This is a genomic window from Mesorhizobium sp. ISC11, assembly GCF_037162595.1.
In the GTDB taxonomy this organism is placed as follows: Bacteria; Pseudomonadota; Alphaproteobacteria; order Rhizobiales; family Rhizobiaceae; genus Mesorhizobium; species Mesorhizobium ciceri.
This window is the reverse complement of sequence record NZ_JAVSPW010000001.1, coordinates 5,991,185-6,006,794: the sequence shown is the minus strand read 5'-3', so window position 1 is coordinate 6,006,794 and position 15,610 is coordinate 5,991,185. Positions and strand designations below refer to the sequence as shown.

The 15,610-nt window shown below is 64.1% G+C and carries 18 protein-coding genes; 13 read left to right on the top strand and 5 right to left on the bottom strand.

Features of this window, described 5'->3' with window-relative positions:
• Nucleotides 1–10: 10 nt before the first annotated feature.
• From RPF88_RS29090 to RPF88_RS29080, 3 genes are all read right to left on the bottom strand, one after another.
• Nucleotides 11–1,534: a tripartite tricarboxylate transporter permease gene (locus tag RPF88_RS29090; RefSeq protein ID WP_337123633.1), complete on the bottom strand. Its 1,524-nt coding sequence runs from the start codon at nt 1,532–1,534 to the stop codon at nt 11–13.
• A gap of 4 nt (nt 1,535–1,538) precedes the next feature.
• Entirely contained in the window at nt 1,539–2,075 is a 537-nt protein-coding gene (locus RPF88_RS29085; RefSeq protein ID WP_337123632.1) for a tripartite tricarboxylate transporter TctB family protein, read from the bottom strand.
• Nucleotides 2,076–2,214: 139 nt separating this feature from the next.
• Nucleotides 2,215–3,189, bottom strand: a complete 975-nt coding sequence (locus tag RPF88_RS29080) for a Bug family tripartite tricarboxylate transporter substrate binding protein (protein ID WP_013529611.1) — start codon at nt 3,187–3,189, stop codon at nt 2,215–2,217.
• A 183-nt stretch (nt 3,190–3,372) separates the two neighbouring features.
• Between RPF88_RS29080 and RPF88_RS29075 the strand changes: the two genes are divergently transcribed.
• Nucleotides 3,373–4,137, top strand: a complete 765-nt coding sequence (locus tag RPF88_RS29075) for an IclR family transcriptional regulator (RefSeq protein ID WP_337123631.1) — start codon at nt 3,373–3,375, stop codon at nt 4,135–4,137.
• 141 nt (nt 4,138–4,278) lie between these two features.
• Here the strand turns inward: RPF88_RS29075 and RPF88_RS29065 are convergent, their stop codons facing one another.
• Entirely contained in the window at nt 4,279–4,812 is a 534-nt protein-coding gene (locus tag RPF88_RS29065) for a GNAT family N-acetyltransferase (protein WP_013529609.1), read from the bottom strand.
• A 202-nt stretch (nt 4,813–5,014) separates the two neighbouring features.
• Here RPF88_RS29065 and RPF88_RS29060 point away from each other — a divergent pair, with 202 nt between their 5' ends.
• The 4 genes from RPF88_RS29060 to RPF88_RS29045 all read left to right on the top strand — a co-directional run bounded on the left by RPF88_RS29060 (nt 5,015) and on the right by RPF88_RS29045 (nt 8,690).
• Complete coding sequence (locus RPF88_RS29060; protein WP_024502811.1) at nt 5,015–5,470, top strand: DUF2214 family protein; 456 nt, start codon at nt 5,015–5,017, stop codon at nt 5,468–5,470.
• A 175-nt stretch (nt 5,471–5,645) separates the two neighbouring features.
• The gene (locus RPF88_RS29055; RefSeq protein WP_013529607.1) at nt 5,646–6,623 is read left to right on the top strand and encodes a tripartite tricarboxylate transporter substrate-binding protein; all 978 of its coding nucleotides are present in this window, start codon (nt 5,646–5,648) and stop codon (nt 6,621–6,623) included.
• A 74-nt stretch (nt 6,624–6,697) separates the two neighbouring features.
• Nucleotides 6,698–7,171 (top strand): tripartite tricarboxylate transporter TctB family protein, encoded by a 474-nt coding sequence (locus RPF88_RS29050; RefSeq protein WP_024502813.1) that lies wholly within the window; start codon nt 6,698–6,700, stop codon nt 7,169–7,171.
• 10 nt (nt 7,172–7,181) lie between these two features.
• Nucleotides 7,182–8,690 (top strand): tripartite tricarboxylate transporter permease, encoded by a 1,509-nt coding sequence (locus RPF88_RS29045; RefSeq protein WP_337123630.1) that lies wholly within the window; start codon nt 7,182–7,184, stop codon nt 8,688–8,690.
• A gap of 1 nt (nt 8,691) precedes the next feature.
• Here the strand turns inward: RPF88_RS29045 and nth are convergent, their stop codons facing one another.
• A complete protein-coding gene (gene nth / locus RPF88_RS29040; RefSeq protein ID WP_337123629.1) occupies nt 8,692–9,516 on the bottom strand; it encodes an endonuclease III in 825 nt (274 codons plus the stop codon).
• A 22-nt stretch (nt 9,517–9,538) separates the two neighbouring features.
• Here nth and RPF88_RS29035 point away from each other — a divergent pair, with 22 nt between their 5' ends.
• The 8 genes from RPF88_RS29035 (at nt 9,539) to RPF88_RS29000 (ending at nt 15,583) form a co-directional block, all read left to right on the top strand.
• Nucleotides 9,539–10,033: a DUF2244 domain-containing protein gene (locus RPF88_RS29035; protein WP_337123628.1), complete on the top strand. Its 495-nt coding sequence runs from the start codon at nt 9,539–9,541 to the stop codon at nt 10,031–10,033.
• 124 nt (nt 10,034–10,157) lie between these two features.
• The gene (locus RPF88_RS29030) at nt 10,158–11,033 is read left to right on the top strand and encodes a methylated-DNA--[protein]-cysteine S-methyltransferase (RefSeq protein ID WP_013529602.1); all 876 of its coding nucleotides are present in this window, start codon (nt 10,158–10,160) and stop codon (nt 11,031–11,033) included.
• A gap of 221 nt (nt 11,034–11,254) precedes the next feature.
• Nucleotides 11,255–11,725 (top strand): hypothetical protein, encoded by a 471-nt coding sequence (locus RPF88_RS29025; RefSeq protein ID WP_337123627.1) that lies wholly within the window; start codon nt 11,255–11,257, stop codon nt 11,723–11,725.
• A 20-nt stretch (nt 11,726–11,745) separates the two neighbouring features.
• Complete coding sequence (locus tag RPF88_RS29020; protein ID WP_337123626.1) at nt 11,746–12,138, top strand: hypothetical protein; 393 nt, start codon at nt 11,746–11,748, stop codon at nt 12,136–12,138.
• The gene (locus tag RPF88_RS29015) at nt 12,105–12,617 is read left to right on the top strand and encodes a hypothetical protein (RefSeq protein ID WP_337123625.1); all 513 of its coding nucleotides are present in this window, start codon (nt 12,105–12,107) and stop codon (nt 12,615–12,617) included. Before RPF88_RS29020 ends, RPF88_RS29015 begins: the two co-directional genes overlap by 34 nt.
• Nucleotides 12,592–13,074 (top strand): hypothetical protein, encoded by a 483-nt coding sequence (locus RPF88_RS29010; protein WP_337123624.1) that lies wholly within the window; start codon nt 12,592–12,594, stop codon nt 13,072–13,074. Before RPF88_RS29015 ends, RPF88_RS29010 begins: the two co-directional genes overlap by 26 nt.
• Nucleotides 13,075–13,227: 153 nt before the next feature.
• Nucleotides 13,228–14,133, top strand: coding sequence for a ribokinase (locus RPF88_RS29005; protein ID WP_337123623.1), 906 nt, complete (start codon nt 13,228–13,230; stop codon nt 14,131–14,133).
• A 1-nt stretch (nt 14,134) separates the two neighbouring features.
• Nucleotides 14,135–15,583, top strand: a complete 1,449-nt coding sequence (locus tag RPF88_RS29000) for an amidase (protein WP_337123622.1) — start codon at nt 14,135–14,137, stop codon at nt 15,581–15,583.
• Nucleotides 15,584–15,610: the final 27 nt, after the last annotated feature.

Here is a 15,610-nt window from a genome sequence, read left to right as displayed (position 1 = left end):
CAGGGATCGATCAGGCATCGCCGGGCACATGCTCCGGTCCGCGCCGACGACGATGCTCGATGAAGGCCCAGATATGCGGGCCGGCGAGGCCGATGAAGGCGAGCGTCAGCAGTGTCAGCGACAGTTTGTGGGTGTAGAACACGGACCAGTCGCCATTCGAGATCGTCATCGCCCGGCGGAACTGGGTTTCGGCGAGCGGCCCAAGGATCATGCCGATGATGACAGGCGCGGTCGGAAAATCGAACCGCCGCATCAGGAAACCGGCGGCCCCCAGCAGATAGAGGATGACGAGGTCGATGGGCGATTGCGAAATGCCATAGGTGCCGACCGTGGCGAACACCAGGATGCCGGCATAGAGCTGCGGCGCCGGGATTTTCAGCAGCCGCACCCACAGCCCGATCAGCGGCAGGTTGAGGATGACCAGGATGACGTTGGCGATGAACAGGCTGGCGATCAGCCCCCAGACGAGGTCGCCCTGGGTCGTCAAAAGCAGTGGTCCGGGATTGATGCCGTAGCTCTGGAACGCCGACAGCATGATCGCCGCCGTCGCCGAGGTCGGCAGGCCAAGCGTCAGCATCGGCACCAGCACGCCGGCTGCGGACGCATTGTTGGCGGCCTCGGGGCCGGCAACGCCTTCGATGGCGCCGACCGTGCCGAACTCCTGCTTGTGCTTCGACAGCTTCTTTTCGATGGCATAGGACAGGAAAGTCGGGATTTCGGCGCCGCCGGCCGGCATGGCGCCGATCGGGAAGCCGATCGCGGCGCCGCGTAGCCAGGGTTTCCACGAACGCCCCCACTCGGCCGCCGTCATGTAGAGCGAGCCCTTCAGCGGCACGATCTCGTCCTTGCCGGCATAGCGGCGCGAGGCCATGTACAGCGTCTCGCCGACCGCAAACAGGCCAACGGCGGCGATGATGACGTCTACGCCGTCGAGCAGTTCGGTCATGCCGAAGGTGAAGCGCGGCTGGCCGGTCTGCAGGTCGACGCCGATCATGCCGATGACGAAGCCTGCGAACAGGCTGGTCAGGCCGCGAACGGAAGACGAGCCGAGCACCGCCGAGACGGTGATGAAGGCCAGCACCATCAGCGAGAAATATTCGGCCGGACCGAAGGCCAGCGCGAATTTGACCACCACCGGCGCCAGGAAAGCGACGCCCATCGTGCCGATCGTGCCGGCTACGAACGAGCCGATCGCCGAAGTGGCGAGGGCTGCACCGCCGCGGCCGGAACGCGCCATCCTGTTGCCTTCCAGCGCGGTGACGATGGTGGCGCTTTCGCCGGGCGTGTTGAGCAGGATCGACGTCGTCGAGCCGCCGTACATGGCGCCGTAATAGATGCCGGCAAACAGGATGAAGGATGCCTCCGGCGCCACCTGATAGGTGATCGGCAAAAGCAGCGCGATGGTCAGCGCCGGCCCAAGACCGGGCAGCACACCGATGGCGGTGCCAAGCGTGGTGCCGAGCAGGCACCACAGAAGGTTGACCGGGGTGAAGGCGACCGAGAAGCCGTTTGCGAGATGTCCGAGCGTTTCCATGGCGTCAGCCCCTCAACATGGTGATGAACGCATCGATGACCGCGTTCAGCTGGTTCTCGATGAAACCGGCACCGATGTTGACGCCGAGCGCCCTGGCGAAGCCGAAATAGGCGGCCAGCGCCAGGATAAGGCCGAGCACGACGTCCCGCAGCGTACGCTTGCTGCCGAAGCCGTAGCAGACGAGCACGAACATGATGACGGATGCCGCCGTGAAGCCGAGCGGTTGGATGAGCAGCAGATTGGCGATCAGGCCGATGACGACGAAGCCCATTGCCTTCCAGTCGGTCGGCGTCTCCTTTTCCTCCTCCGGCTGCCAGCCGCCGCGAAGCGCGGCAAGGATGAGCAACAGCGAAAGTACCACCAGGCCAACCATGGTAAGGTAGGGAAAGACGGTCGGGCCGACCTTGGAGTAGAGCGGCGACACCGGGATCGCCAGCGTCTGCCAGGCAACGGCGCCGGCGCAGGCCAGGAGCCCGATGCCAATCAACAATTCCGGCAAGGCAAGCCGCGACGGCGCCGCCTGCTGGTCGCTGGTGCTCATGATTGTCCTCCCCAGGAGAGCTGGCCAAGTATGGTTGGCGAAAATGCCCGGCGCCGCATGCTTGCTCCCCACCGCAGGGTCATGCCGGCTTGCATTTCATGCGAGAAGGGGCGACCTGCGCCGCCCCTATGACGATGGATCAGGCGAGCCCGAGATCCTTCAGGATCGCCTCGATGCGGGCTGAATCCTCGGTGACGAACTTCGCATAGTCGTCGCCGGTGAGCAGGATCGGCGTCCAGTTGCGGTTCTTGCATTCGGTCGCCCACGCGTCGCTCTTGGCCATGGTCTCGATTAGGGTGATCATCGCTGCCTTGTCGGCGTCGGAAATGCCCGGCGGTGCGAAGACGCCGCGCCAGTTGAACAGTTCGACATCGATGCCGGCCTCCTTCAGCGTCGGCGCATCGATGCCGTCCTGGCGCTTGTCTGCCGAGATGGCGAGCAGCCGCAGCGCGCCCGCCTTGACCTGCTCGGAGAACTCGCCAAAGCCGGAGATGCCGGCCGCGACCTGGTTGCCGAGCAGCGCCGACAACGCCTCACCGCCGCCGGCGAACGGCACGTAGGACAGGTTTGTCGCCGGCACGCCGACGGTCTTGGCAATCAGGCCGAACAGGATGTGATCGGAACCGCCTGCGGAGCCGCCGGCGACAGGAACCTTTGTCGGATCGGCCTTGAGCGCGGCGACGAAATCAGCGGCCGTCTTGAACGGCGACTCCGCCGGCACGACCAAGGCCTCGAACTCGCCGGTAAGGCGGGCGATCGGGGTGACCTGCGTCAGATTGTTGGCGGCCTTGTTGGCAATGATGGCGCCAACCATGACCATGCCGGCAACCATCAGGGAATTGCCTTTGCCGTTCCACTGGCTGATGAATTGCGGCAGCCCGACAGTCCCGCCGGCGCCGCCGACATTGGTGATCTGGGAACCCGAGATGAGCTTTTCACTGCGCAGCACCTGGTCGATCGTGCGCGCCGTCTGGTCCCAGCCGCCACCCGGTGCGGCAGGCACGAAGAGCTGTATCTGGGGCGCGCCTTCGGCCAAAGCGGGAGAAAGATGCGACGTCATCAGCCCGGCACCCACGGCTGCGGTGCTCATCAAAAATCTGCGTCTGTCCAGCATGGGATTCCTCCAAATCACGACACCTCCTCCGGTGCCCGCCAAAACGCGCCTGCATCCAGACCCGTCATCGATTTCAAGCAGATGTTACGGAGTTCTGTCAACGGAAACGATATTCTGCTGGACAGAACGATTTGGCGGCGCGACACAGTCGCGTCACTCGGCTTTCTTCAAACTGGAACCGCCATGGACTCGCCAAGCAAATCGGCAGATGCGGAAATCGACCGCACCGAAGGTGTTGCAGCACTCGATCGGGCGATTGCCATCCTCGATGCCTTCAGCACGGAGGACCGGTCGCTCAGCCTGGCCGAAATCGCGGCGCGCACCGGCCTCTACAAGAGCACCATCCTGCGGCTTGCGAATTCCCTTTTGCGCGGGCGATTGCTCGAGCGCCTCGACAATGGGCGCTACCGCGTCGGACCCGCGACGTTTCGGCTCGGTGCGCTCTACCAGCGTTCGGTCGTGGCGGTCGACATCCTGCTGCCGATCATGCGCGATCTTTCCGAGCGAAGCTGGGAAAGCGTTGCCTTCTACGTTCGCTCGGGCGATGTCCGCACCTGTCTTTACCGCGTCGAATCCAAGCACCCGATCCGCTACACGATACGCGAAGGCGACGTATTGCCTTTGATGCTCGGCTCGGGCGGCCGCGTGCTCGCAGCGTTTTCGGGCCAGCAGGGCGAACCTTACGAGACCATCCGCAAGACCTGCAACTGTCTCGCCGTCGGCGACCGCGACCCCGAGACGGGGGGCGTGTCGGCGCCGGTATTCGGGCCAGGGGGCGTCCTGCTCGGCGCCTTGACCCTGGCTGGACCAAGCACGCGCGTCGACGCGGCCTTTCTGCAGCGCATGAAGCGTCCGCTGCTCGAGGCAGCGGCCCGCGCCACCCGCGCCTTCGGCGAGGACGCCTCAATGCTCGAGCAGGCAAGCCTGGCAGCGGACGCCCTGCCGTAGAATGCGGCCTGATTGGAAGGCTCGCCCAGTTCAACTTGACCAGAACCACACGGCGGTTCTTGGCGCGGCCCGCCTCGTCATCGTTGCTGGCGACAGGTGCCATCATGCCGGCGCCCGCAGCGGTCAGCCGCGCCGCTCAGGTCACCGCGCCAGCAGGATGGTCGGAGCGTCGTGATAGGTGGTCTTTACCACTTCCCGGTAACCGCACTTGGCAGCCACCCTCAGCGAAGCGCCATTTTCCGGATCGATGATACAGACGGTCTTCTCGCGCCCGAAAATCACTTCGCCCCATGCCAGGACGCGGCCAACCACCTCGGTGGCGAAGCCCGCCCCGTGCACGGCCGGAACCAGCGCCCACCCGGCCTCGGGAATGCCTTCGATCGATGGTTCCATATCGCGCTTCAGATCGTGAAACCCGGCCTCGCCGATGAAGCGCCCGGTCGCCTTCTCCTCGATCGCCCAGAAGCCATAGCCAAGCAACGACCACAGGCCGGCGTGACGCAGGAAGCGCATCCAGCTTTCTTCGCGCGTGCGCGGCTTGCCGCCGATGAAGCGGGTGACGACGGGATCGGTCCACATCGCGGCATAGGTGTCGAAATCATCCAGCCGATGTGCCCGCAGGATGGTTCGCTTCGTTTCGATGACAGGAGCACTGGTCGCTTGCGGATTGTTCATGGGATCTGCCTCGCACGGATCGCCAGCGCTTAGCAAATCGCCGGTGCTGCGCAAGGGGCCAGGGCAACACGGCCCATCATCCAGGCGCCGCTATGGGAATTTTGCGCGACGATGTTATTTTTCACCGCAGGCTGATTCAACACCCGCCAGCGCGACCTTTTTTCAGGCGCGCATTGGTGGCGTCAAACCCAGGGAAAAGAGCATGGATACCACCGATCTTGTGCTTGCGATCTTCCATCATCTGCTGGTGTTTTCGCTGGCGGGGATCATCGGCGCCGAATTCGTCCTGATCCGCGGCGACCTGGGTGCTGCGACGCTCAAGAGGCTCGCCGGCATCGACCGCCATTACGGCGTCATCGCCGCGCTGATCATCGTCGTCGGCATCGGCCGTGTCTTCTATGGCCTCAAGGGCTGGGAATTCTACGTCTACAACTGGGTGTTTTGGGCCAAGATAGCGGCGTTCGGCGCTGTCGGCCTGCTGTCGATCATCCCGACCGTCCGCTTCATATCCTGGAACAGGCAGGCGAGCGGCAATGCCTCGTTCCAGGTGCCGGCGACCGAACTTGCGTCCGTGAAGACCTATATCCGCGCCGAAGCTTTCATCTTCCTGCTCATCCCGGTCTTCGCCGCGGCGATGGCGCGCGGCTACGGCTACTAGGGTGGCGATCACCCTCCGACATTATCCACCCATCGAGTGCGGATGTTTGCGGATATCGGCAGTTTGCCGCCCAGTTGCTATTTGCTAGCTTGCCCTAGTTGTTGCTTCATGCGCAGCCGGTGTTGAGAGGAGTTCCGCGCGGCGTTGGAGATTCATATCCCGGGAGGAGATCACGATGAGAAGATTTGTCGCCACTCTGGCTGCTGCCGCGGCCGTCACGCTTTATGGGTTCGCGGCCAGCGCGCAGACCTATCCTGAACGCACCATCACCGTTGTGGTGCCGTTTGCGGCCGGCGGTCCGACCGACACGGTCACGCGCCTCGTCGCCGAAGCGATGTCGAAGGATCTCGGCCAGCAGGTCATCGTCGAGAATGTCGGCGGCGCCGGCGGCACGCTGGGTGCCGGCCGCGTCGCCAACGCCGAGCCTGACGGCTATACGCTGCTGCTCCATCATATCGGCATGGCGACAAGTGCGACGCTGTACAGAAAGCTCGCCTACGACACGCTGAACGCCTTCGAATATGTCGGCCTCGTCACCGAGGTGCCGATGACCATCGTCGGCCGCAAGGACCTGGAGCCGGCCGATCTTAAGGGATTGGTGGAGTACGCCAAGGCCAACAAGGATTCCATAACCGTCGCCAATGCCGGCATCGGTGCGGCCTCGCATCTGTGCGGCATGCTGTTCATGAGCGCCATCAAGACACCGCTGGTCACCGTGCCCTACAAGGGCACCGGCCCGGCCATGACCGATCTCCTCGGCGGTCAGGTCGACATCATGTGCGACCAGACGACCAACACCACCAAGCAGATCCAGGGCGGCACAATCAAGGCCTATGCCGTCACCTCGCCGGAGCGCCTCGATGTGCTGAAAGACGTGCCGACGACGGTGGAAGGCGGCCTTCCCGAAGTGCAGGTCGGCATCTGGCACGGTCTCTATGCACCCAAGGGCACACCGGCCGGGATCACCGAACGCCTGTCGAAATCGCTTCAGGTCGCGCTGAAGGACCAGAACGTCGCGGCCCGCTTCGCCGAACTCGGCACCAAGCCATCGCCCGAGGCCGATGCGACGCCCGCCGCACTGAAGGCCAAGCTGGAAAGTGAGATCGCGCGCTGGAAGCCGATCATCGAAGCCGCCGGCCAGTATGCCGACTGAGGTTTGAACAGGGGCGCCACCGGCGCCCCTGTTCGCTCGGCATCCGCTACGCACCGCGGCTTGGGAGAACCATCATGAAACCTTTCGCGATCGACAGGGCCAACGGCCTGTGCGCCGCCCTGTTCATCGGTTTCGGCGCATGGTTCGCGCTGCAATCGCTCGGCCTCGAAATCGGCACCGCGTTGCGCATGGGGCCAGGCTATTTTCCGCTGGTCCTGGCGATCGTGCTGATCCTGCTCGGCGCCGTCATTCTCGTCCAGGCTGTACGCGTCGAGGGCGAAGCGATCGGGCATATTGCGTGGCGCGGCATGCTGCTCATCCTGCCTGCTCCGATCTTCTTCGGCCTGACGGTGCGCGGCCTCGGATTCATCCCGTCGATCTTCCTGACGGCGCTGATCGCGTCGTTTGCCAGCCGCCGCATGAAGCCGTTGACCGCCCTCGTGCTGTCGGCCGGCCTGACATTGTTTGCATTCCTTGTCTTCAGCTACGCGCTCGGCCTGCCGTTCCGCCGCTTCGGCCCGTGGCTGGCCCCGTGGTTGGTATCGTAAGGCGATGAGCATGGATCTGCTCGACAACCTTGCGCTCGGCTTTTCGACGGCGACGTCGCTGACCAACCTCGGTTTCTGCCTGATCGGCGTCCTTCTCGGCACGCTGATCGGCGTCCTGCCCGGCATCGGCGCCACCGCGACCATCGCCATGCTTTTGCCCATTACCCTCCAGATCGGCGACCCGGTTTCCTCCCTCATCATGCTCGCCGGCATCTATTACGGTGCGCAATATGGCGGCTCGACCACCGCCATTCTCATCAACATGCCCGGCGAGTCCTCGTCCGCCGTCACCGCGATCGACGGCTACCAGATGGCCAGGAACGGCCGCGCCGGGGCGGCCCTCGCGATCGCGGCCATCGGCTCGTTCTTTGCCGGCACCGTGTCGACGTTCCTCGTCGCCATCTTTGCCCCGCCGCTGACGGCGATAGCGCTGAAATTCGGCGCGGCTGAGTATTTTTCGCTGATGATCGTCGGCTTGGTTTCGTCCGTCGCGCTCGCCCACGGCTCGATCGTCAAGGCGCTGGCCATGGTCGTGCTCGGCCTGCTGCTCGGCATTGTCGGCACCGACATTTACACCGGCACGCCGCGCTTCACGCTTGGAATCCGGGAATATGCCGACGGGTTGAATTTCGTTGCGGTGGCGGTCGGCGTCTTCGGCATCGCCGAGATCCTGCGCAACCTCGAAAACGAGGATGAGCGCTCCGTGATGATCCGCAAGGTCACCGGCCTTATGCCGACCCGCGAGGACTTTCGGCGCATGGCAGCGCCCATCGTGCGCGGAACGATCATCGGTTCGGCGCTCGGCATCCTGCCGGGAGGCGGCGCGATCCTGGCAGCCTTTGCCTCCTACACGGTCGAAAAACGCGTCTCGAAAAACCCGAAGGAGTTCGGCAAGGGCGCCATCGAAGGCGTCGCCGGACCGGAATCGGCAAACAATGCCGGTGCGCAGACTTCCTTCATCCCGATGCTGACGCTGGGCATTCCGGCCAACCCTGTCATGGCGCTGATGATCGGCGCCATGATCATCCAGGGCATCGTGCCCGGCCCCAATGTCGCGACCGAACAGCCGGCGCTGTTCTGGGGCATCATCGCCTCGATGTGGATCGGCAATCTGATGCTGATCATCCTCAACCTGCCGCTGATCGGGCTTTGGGTGAAGCTGCTGACGATCCCCTATTACGTGCTTTTCCCGATCATCATGGCGTTCTGCTCGATCGGCGTCTACAGCGTCAACAGCAACGTCTATGATCTCTACGCCGTCGCCTTCTTCGGCTTCCTCGGCTACCTCCTGACCAAGCTGCGCTGCGAACCGGCACCGCTGCTGCTCGGCTTCGTGCTCGGCCCGCTGCTCGAGGAAAATCTGCGCCGCGCCATGATCCTCTCGCGCGGCGACCCGAGCACCTTCGTGACCAGACCGATCAGCGCCGGCCTGCTGCTCATAGCGCTCGCCGTGCTCGCCGTCGTCTTCCTGCCGGCGGTCAAGAAAAAGCGCGAAGAGGTGTTTGTGGAGGAGAGTTGAATTACGCCGCCGTTCCGCCTCGGTCCTGAACCTCTTCGACCGGGTCGAGCGGTGCGATCGGCACCAGCGGTGCCGGCACATCGGTCGTCTTGACCTCGGCCTTGCAGATGTCGGCGATGACGCAGGCCGGGCAATCCGGCTTGCGCGCCTTGCAGACGTAGCGGCCATGCAGGATCAGCCAGTGATGTGCATGGCGCATATATTCGTCCGGAATGATCTTCAACAATCCTTGCTCGACCTGTTCCGGCGTCTTGCCGGGCGCCAACCCGAGCCGGTTGCCGATGCGCAGAATGTGCGTGTCGACCGCCATCGTGTGCTGGCCGAAGGCCATGTTGAGCACGACATTGGCGGTCTTGCGCCCGACCCCGGGCAGCTTGACCAATTCATCTCGATTATCGGGTACCTCGCCGCCATGGTCGCGGATCAGCGCCTGCGACAGCGCAATCACATTCTTCGCCTTGTTGCGCCACAGCCCGATGGTGCGGATATATTCGCCGACCCTTGCTTCCCCCAGCGCCAGCATCTTGTGCGGCGTATCGGCGGCCCTGAACAGCGCCCGCGTCGCCTTGTTGACCCCTGCATCCGTCGCTTGCGCCGACAGCACCACCGCGACCAGCAGCGTGAAGGCGTTGACATGTTCGAGCTCGCCCTTCGGCTCGGGCCGCTGGACGGAAAAGCGCCGGAATATCTCGTTCACTTCGGCCGGGCTGTAGCGTGACGCGCGTCGCGCCGGCCGCGGACGTGGCTTGGCGTTCGAACCATCGCGTCGTGCGGGCAACAGCTCTTTTTTGGACAGGGAAGAATCTTTGGACTTGGGGCTTGCCATTTCCCTCCTATAATATCCCCTCATGAGCGACACAAACGCCTCGTTTCAGGCCGACGAGCCATTCTTTCAGGCGCTACTGACCCCGCACCGGTCTCTGGGCCGGACAGGCTTCTTCATCCTGATGGGCGCGCTGCTGTTCGGCTGGCTGGTGACAGGCGCGTTTTTCCTGTCGCGCGGTGCCTGGCCGGTGTTCGGCTTCTTCGGCCTCGACGTGGCCGCCGTCTACATCGCCTTTCGCATCAACTATCGTGCCGCCCGCGCCCGCGAAGAAGTCTCGGTCTCGCGCACCAGCCTCGACATCCGCAAGACAGCACCTTCCGGCAAATCGGAAGCGCATCGCTTCAATCCGTTCTGGGCGCGGTTTTCGGTGGCCCGTCACGCCGAGATCGGCATCACAGGGATGACCGTGGAAGGCGAAGGCCAGAACGTGCCGATCGGATCTTTCCTGGACCCCGATTCCCGCGAGAGTTTTGCCACCGCCTTTTCGCGAGCGCTGGCGACCGCCAAGGCACGCTGAGCCAGCCACAAGCGAATCCTGGGCTCGAATCCCGTGTCTATCTGGGTATGCGCCGCAAGAAGGCAAGTTTCGGGTGGCGATCGACGCCCCGAGAGGCGATATTCCGGCTCAAGGAGACAGTTCCATGAGCACACACACAGCAGTCCTCAAAAAGGACATCACGCCTGAAGGCAGCGACTACGAAATCGTGCGCCGTGCCATCGAGAAGATCAGTCTCGACTATCGTGATCAGCCTTCCCTCGAGGAACTGGCCGAGGAGGTCGGCGAGACGCCGACCGGGCTGCAAAAACTCTTTACCCGCTGGGCCGGCCTGTCGCCCAAGGCCTTCCTGCAGGCGGTGACACTGGACCATGCGCGCAGGCTGCTCGATTCCGGCATGCCGCTGCTCGAGACCTCGTTCGAGCTGGGCATGTCCGGCCCGGGCCGGCTGCATGACCTGTTCGTCACGCATGAGGCGATGTCGCCGGGCGACTACAAGACACGCGGCGCCGGGCTCACCATCCGCTACGGCTTCCATTCCTCGCCATTCGGCACCGCCCTGATCATGGCCACGGAGCGCGGGCTCGCCGGCCTCGCCTTCAGTGACCCCGGCGAGGAACGCGCCGCCTTCGCCGACATGTCCAGCCGCTGGCCGAACGCCCTCTATGTCGAGGACATGACTGCCACCGGCCCCTATGCCGCCCGTATCTTCGATCCGACGCTGTGGCGCCCCGACCAGCCGCTGCATGTCGTCATGATCGGCACCGACTTCCAGGTTCGCGTCTGGGAGGCGCTGCTCAAGATCCCGATGGGTAAGGCCCGCACCTATTCCTCGATCGCGGCCAGCATCGGCGCCCCGTCCGCCAGCCGGGCGGTGGGTGCGGCCAACGGCGCCAATCCGCTCTCCTTCGTGGTGCCTTGTCACCGCGCCATCGGTAAATCCGGCGACCTGACCGGCTATCATTGGGGCCTGACCCGCAAGCGCGCCATCCTGGGCTGGGAAGCCGGGCAGGTGTCGTAATATCGATTTTTCTCGATACTGCGAAGAAAAACATGGATATATCGGCGTTACTAAGTATAAGCGTGATTTCCACTGTCGTTTCCGTCTTTGCAACCGAGGGCAACCTCCGGTTTCCAGAATTGTTATTACGAGCCATTATTTTAGGTAACTCTAAATTAACCACGATAAAGTGATGATGCTCTCATATTAATCCGGACGATCCGGCTTGATAGGAGGTCTCGATGACATTGTTTCGCGCCGCCTGCGGCGCAGCTCTGCTGGTTGCCAGCATCGACGAGACCGCGTTGGCCACGACGCAGAATGTCATCTTCAACGGCACGATCGCGCCCACCTGCACGCTTGTCGTTGCCACCAACGGTACGATGACGGCCAGTCCCGATCTCCAGTCCCTGAGCTCCCACAACAGCGGCGGCTCGGCTGGAACCGTGACGCTGACGACGACCGGAGGTGTGTCGCTGAGCGTCGACCCGGTCACCACCATGACGGTGCCATCCGCCGACAGCACGTCGACGACCTGGACACCCACCTACTCCGCCGCCGGCGCGCATGCCATCGGTGAGACCGGCTCGGCAACCAGCATCACCACCCCCGGCGCCGACCTCGTCTCGGTCCACCTCGCCGGCACCAAGGGCGGCAGCAATCGCTTCGCCAACGGCAATTATCAGGCAACGGTAACGCTGCGCTGCGAATGACGCGTGGCGAAGGAGGGGTCGTGAAACATGCTCGAATCCTGGCGACGGCATTGGCCGTCGGATTGGCGCCCGTTGCCGCCAAGGCCCAATCGATGTCGCCGATGCGTGGCGAGATCAACAGCTTCACCGACGTCTTTGCAGTTCGCGTCTTCCCCGCCAATCCCTACGACCGGAAGATCCGGGTCGAAATCCATGTCTACGATCAGGATTTTCAGCCGGTAGATGCCAGGGTCTCTCCAAATGTCTTCCAGCTGGCTTCCCAAGCTTCCCGTTCTGTCCTTGTGGTTGTGCCTTTTAACGGCGCTGCCGAGCGTAAAGTGCGTATCTGTACCGAAAGCATCCCATTTCCCAATCAACAGACGCAGATAAGGGCACAGATATGCGGAAAGTTCTTTGGGCGCCGCAAGTCCTGACGCTGGCGCTCGCGGCTGCTTGGGCTTGTGCCTCGCCGGCCGGGGCCGAGGACGTCTACAACCTCAACCAGAACGAGAGCGGCTTCAACCTGCCCGGCGTCACCTTGCCCCAAGGCCAGGACGAGGTCCATGCCGCGGACGGCACCACTTGCCGTTCCGCCGTCTCCGGTTCCGGCGCCTATGTCGATCTCGGCGTCATCAGAGGCAACAGCCAGTCCGACAATGATGTCGCCACTTACGGCCGCGTGGTGATCCCGATCGGGCGTACGCCGAAGCGCGTCGATTGCAGCCGTCTCTATGAGCTTGAGGTCGAGCGCCTGCAACTGGAGCTGAAGCTCCTCAAAATGGGCCTCGGCGCCGACGGCCAGACGGCGAGCGTGGCTGCCAGCGCTTCCGCGACTGCATCGCCCGGATGGGCCAACGAAGGCTGGAGCATCAGGACCGGAAATGCCGATGGCAAGAAAAAGAAGAAGCAGTAGCCGCGCGCTGCTTGCGATGGCAGCACTTGCCGGTTCCTGCCTTCCTACGCAAGCGGCGATCATCGGCACCTGCACCATCATGGTCGGGGCGTCCGGAACGATGAAGGCCAATCCCGCCATCAGCATACTTGGTTCCAAACAGGCCGGCGGATCGAGCGCAAGCGCCACCGTGGTGGCAAGCTCGCTGTTGTGCTCATTACTTAACTTGCTTGACTGCTATTCGGTTTCGGCACCGGCGCCTGCCGCATTCTCGTCCGCGCCGAGCGGCGGCGGCACCAACGTGACCTTCGCTTCAGTTTTCCGCCTCGATGGCTCGGGGGCTGATGTCAACGGAAGTGTGCCGCAGAGGGTTTCCAACGGCACCCACACGATGCAGGTCGACCTCACCGCCACCAGGTCGAGCGGTATCTTTCCCGCCGGCAACTATCAGGGCACGGTCACCGTGCGCTGCGAATAGGCCACGACACCTCAAATCGGGCTGGACCATGCGCGTGGTCTGGCAAGCCGCGGCCTTACAGGTTAGCTTCCGCGCAATCGGAACGACCTGCGTTCGCCCGGACGCACGAAGGGCGCTCCGACATTTGAATTTTGCGTTGCCAGGAGGCCTTGCTTGATTATCGTCATCGGCTCGATCAACCTCGACCTTATCGCCAAGGTCGACCGCTTGCCGAGCCCCGGCGAGACGGTGGGCGGCTCGGCCTTCACCACCGCGCCTGGGGGCAAGGGCGCCAACCAGGCACTGGCCGCCGCACGCGCCGGCGCCGCGGTGCGCATGGTCGGCGCCGTCGGCAGGGACAGCTTCGCCGCCGAGGCACTGGCATTGCTGCGCGACGGCAAGGTCGACCTGTCCGGCGTTGCCGAGACTCACGCCTCGACCGGCACGGCACTGATCATGGTCGCCGACGACGGCGAGAACATCATCGCCGTGGTGCCGGGCGCCAACGCTTCCGTGGTGCCCGGCGATCTCTCCAAGGCCTTTCTGAAAAAAGGCGACGTCGTGCTGCTGCAAAATGAGATTCCGCTGGCCACCGTCGATGCCGCCCTCGACCAGGCAAGGGCGGCCGGCGCCATCACGGTGCTCAACACAGCACCTTTCCAGGCGCAAGCAGCCGGCTTTCTCGGCAAGGCCGACTATGTCGTCGCCAACGAGACCGAGTTCGACCTCTATGGCGAAGCGCTGTCGCTGCAAGGCCGCGATCGGGCGGCGCGCATGCGCGACTTTGCCGGAAAGACCGGTCGCACCGTCGTCGTCACGCTCGGCGGCGATGGCGTGATGGCGGCGACACCGACCGAGTTCCTGGCCGTTGCTGCGCGCAAGATCATCCCCGTCGACACGGTCGGCGCCGGCGATACGTTCTGCGGCTATTTCGCCGCCAGCCTGTCGTCGGGCCTCACGCTCGAACAGGCGCTGGCGCGCGCCGGCGCGGCCGGCTCGCTGGCCTGCCTGAAGCCTGGCGCCCAACCGGCGATCCCGCTCGCCAAAGACGTCGATCAGGCGCTGCAGGAAACCCGTTAGAATGCTGCGTCCTCAAACAAAACATGCCGTGCCGCCGGCAGGCGACATCTGCCGCCTGTCCGCAGTCGAACTCGCCGGCGCGATCCGGGAGAGGGAGCTTTCCGTGCGCGAGGTGGTGGCGGCATTCCTCGACCGCATCGAGGCGGTCAATCCGCTGGTGAACGCCATCGTCTCCTTGCGCGATCGCGCCGATATCCTGCGCGAAGCCGATGCGGCCGATGCCAGCCCGACGCGAGCCAAAACCAACCCGCTCTTCGGCCTGCCGATGGCCATCAAGGACCTCGCCTCGACCACGGGCCTCAGGACCTCTTTCGGCTCGCCGATCTTCGCCGATTTCGTGCCGCAGGAGGACGATTTCTTCGTCGAGCGCATCCGCAATGCCGGCGCCATTATCATCGGCAAGACCAACGTCCCCGAATTCGGGCTTGGTTCCAACACCTACAACGCCGTGTTCGGGCCGACGCTGAACGCCTTCGATCCGGCCCTGACCGCCGGAGGCTCGAGCGGCGGCGCGGCCGTTGCCCTGGCGCTCGACATGGTGCCCGTCGCCGATGGCAGCGACTTTGGCGGCTCGCTGCGCAACCCGGCCGCCTGGAACAATGTTTTTGGCTTCCGCCCGTCGCAAGGACTTGTTCCTGGCGGACCCGATTTCGAAGTCTTCCATGCGCAGATGGGCGTCGACGGGCCGATGGGCCGCAACGTCGGTGACATGGCACTGCTGCTCGATGTGCAGGCCGGTTACCACCCGCACGCGCCATTGTCCTACGAGAAACCCGGCTCGTTCCTCGAAGGGCTTGGAATACCCGCAACTGGTGGCCGCATCGCCTGGCTCGGTGACCTCGGCGGTCATCTGCCGGTTGAAACAGGCATTCTCGGCCTGTGCGAGGCGGCACTTGGCCGCTTTGCGGAGGCGTCCTTCGCGACCGAGCCCCTGCTGCCGGATTTCGATTTCGAAGCGCTGTGGCAGGCCTTCGTGACGCTGCGCCAGACCAGCAGCGGCTGCGCGCTCAAAACCCACTATGACGATCCCGCAAAGCGCCGCCTGCTCAAGCCGGAAGCCATCTGGGAAGTGGAGAACGCAACGCGGCTGACGGCGCCGCAGATCCGCGCCGCTTCGGTCATCCGCACGTCCTGGCATCGCACGCTTCTGTCGATCTTCGACCGCTATGATCTGATTGCGCTGCCGACAGCACAGGTCTTCCCCTTCGACATCGATACGCATTGGCCGCGTGAGGTCGCCGGACGCACAATGGACAGCTATCACCGCTGGATGCAGGTTTCCGCCTTCGCGACCTTGGGCGGCTGCCCGGCGGCCAATGTGCCGGTCGGCTTCGACGATAGAGGGCGGCCGATGGGCATGCAGCTGATCGGCCGGCCACGCGGCGACCTTGCCGTGCTCAAGGCGGCGGCCGCCTATGAGGCAACACTGCCCTGGCCGGCCGGCGCCTGAATCGCACGCGTTGGCGTGCCGCGGCGC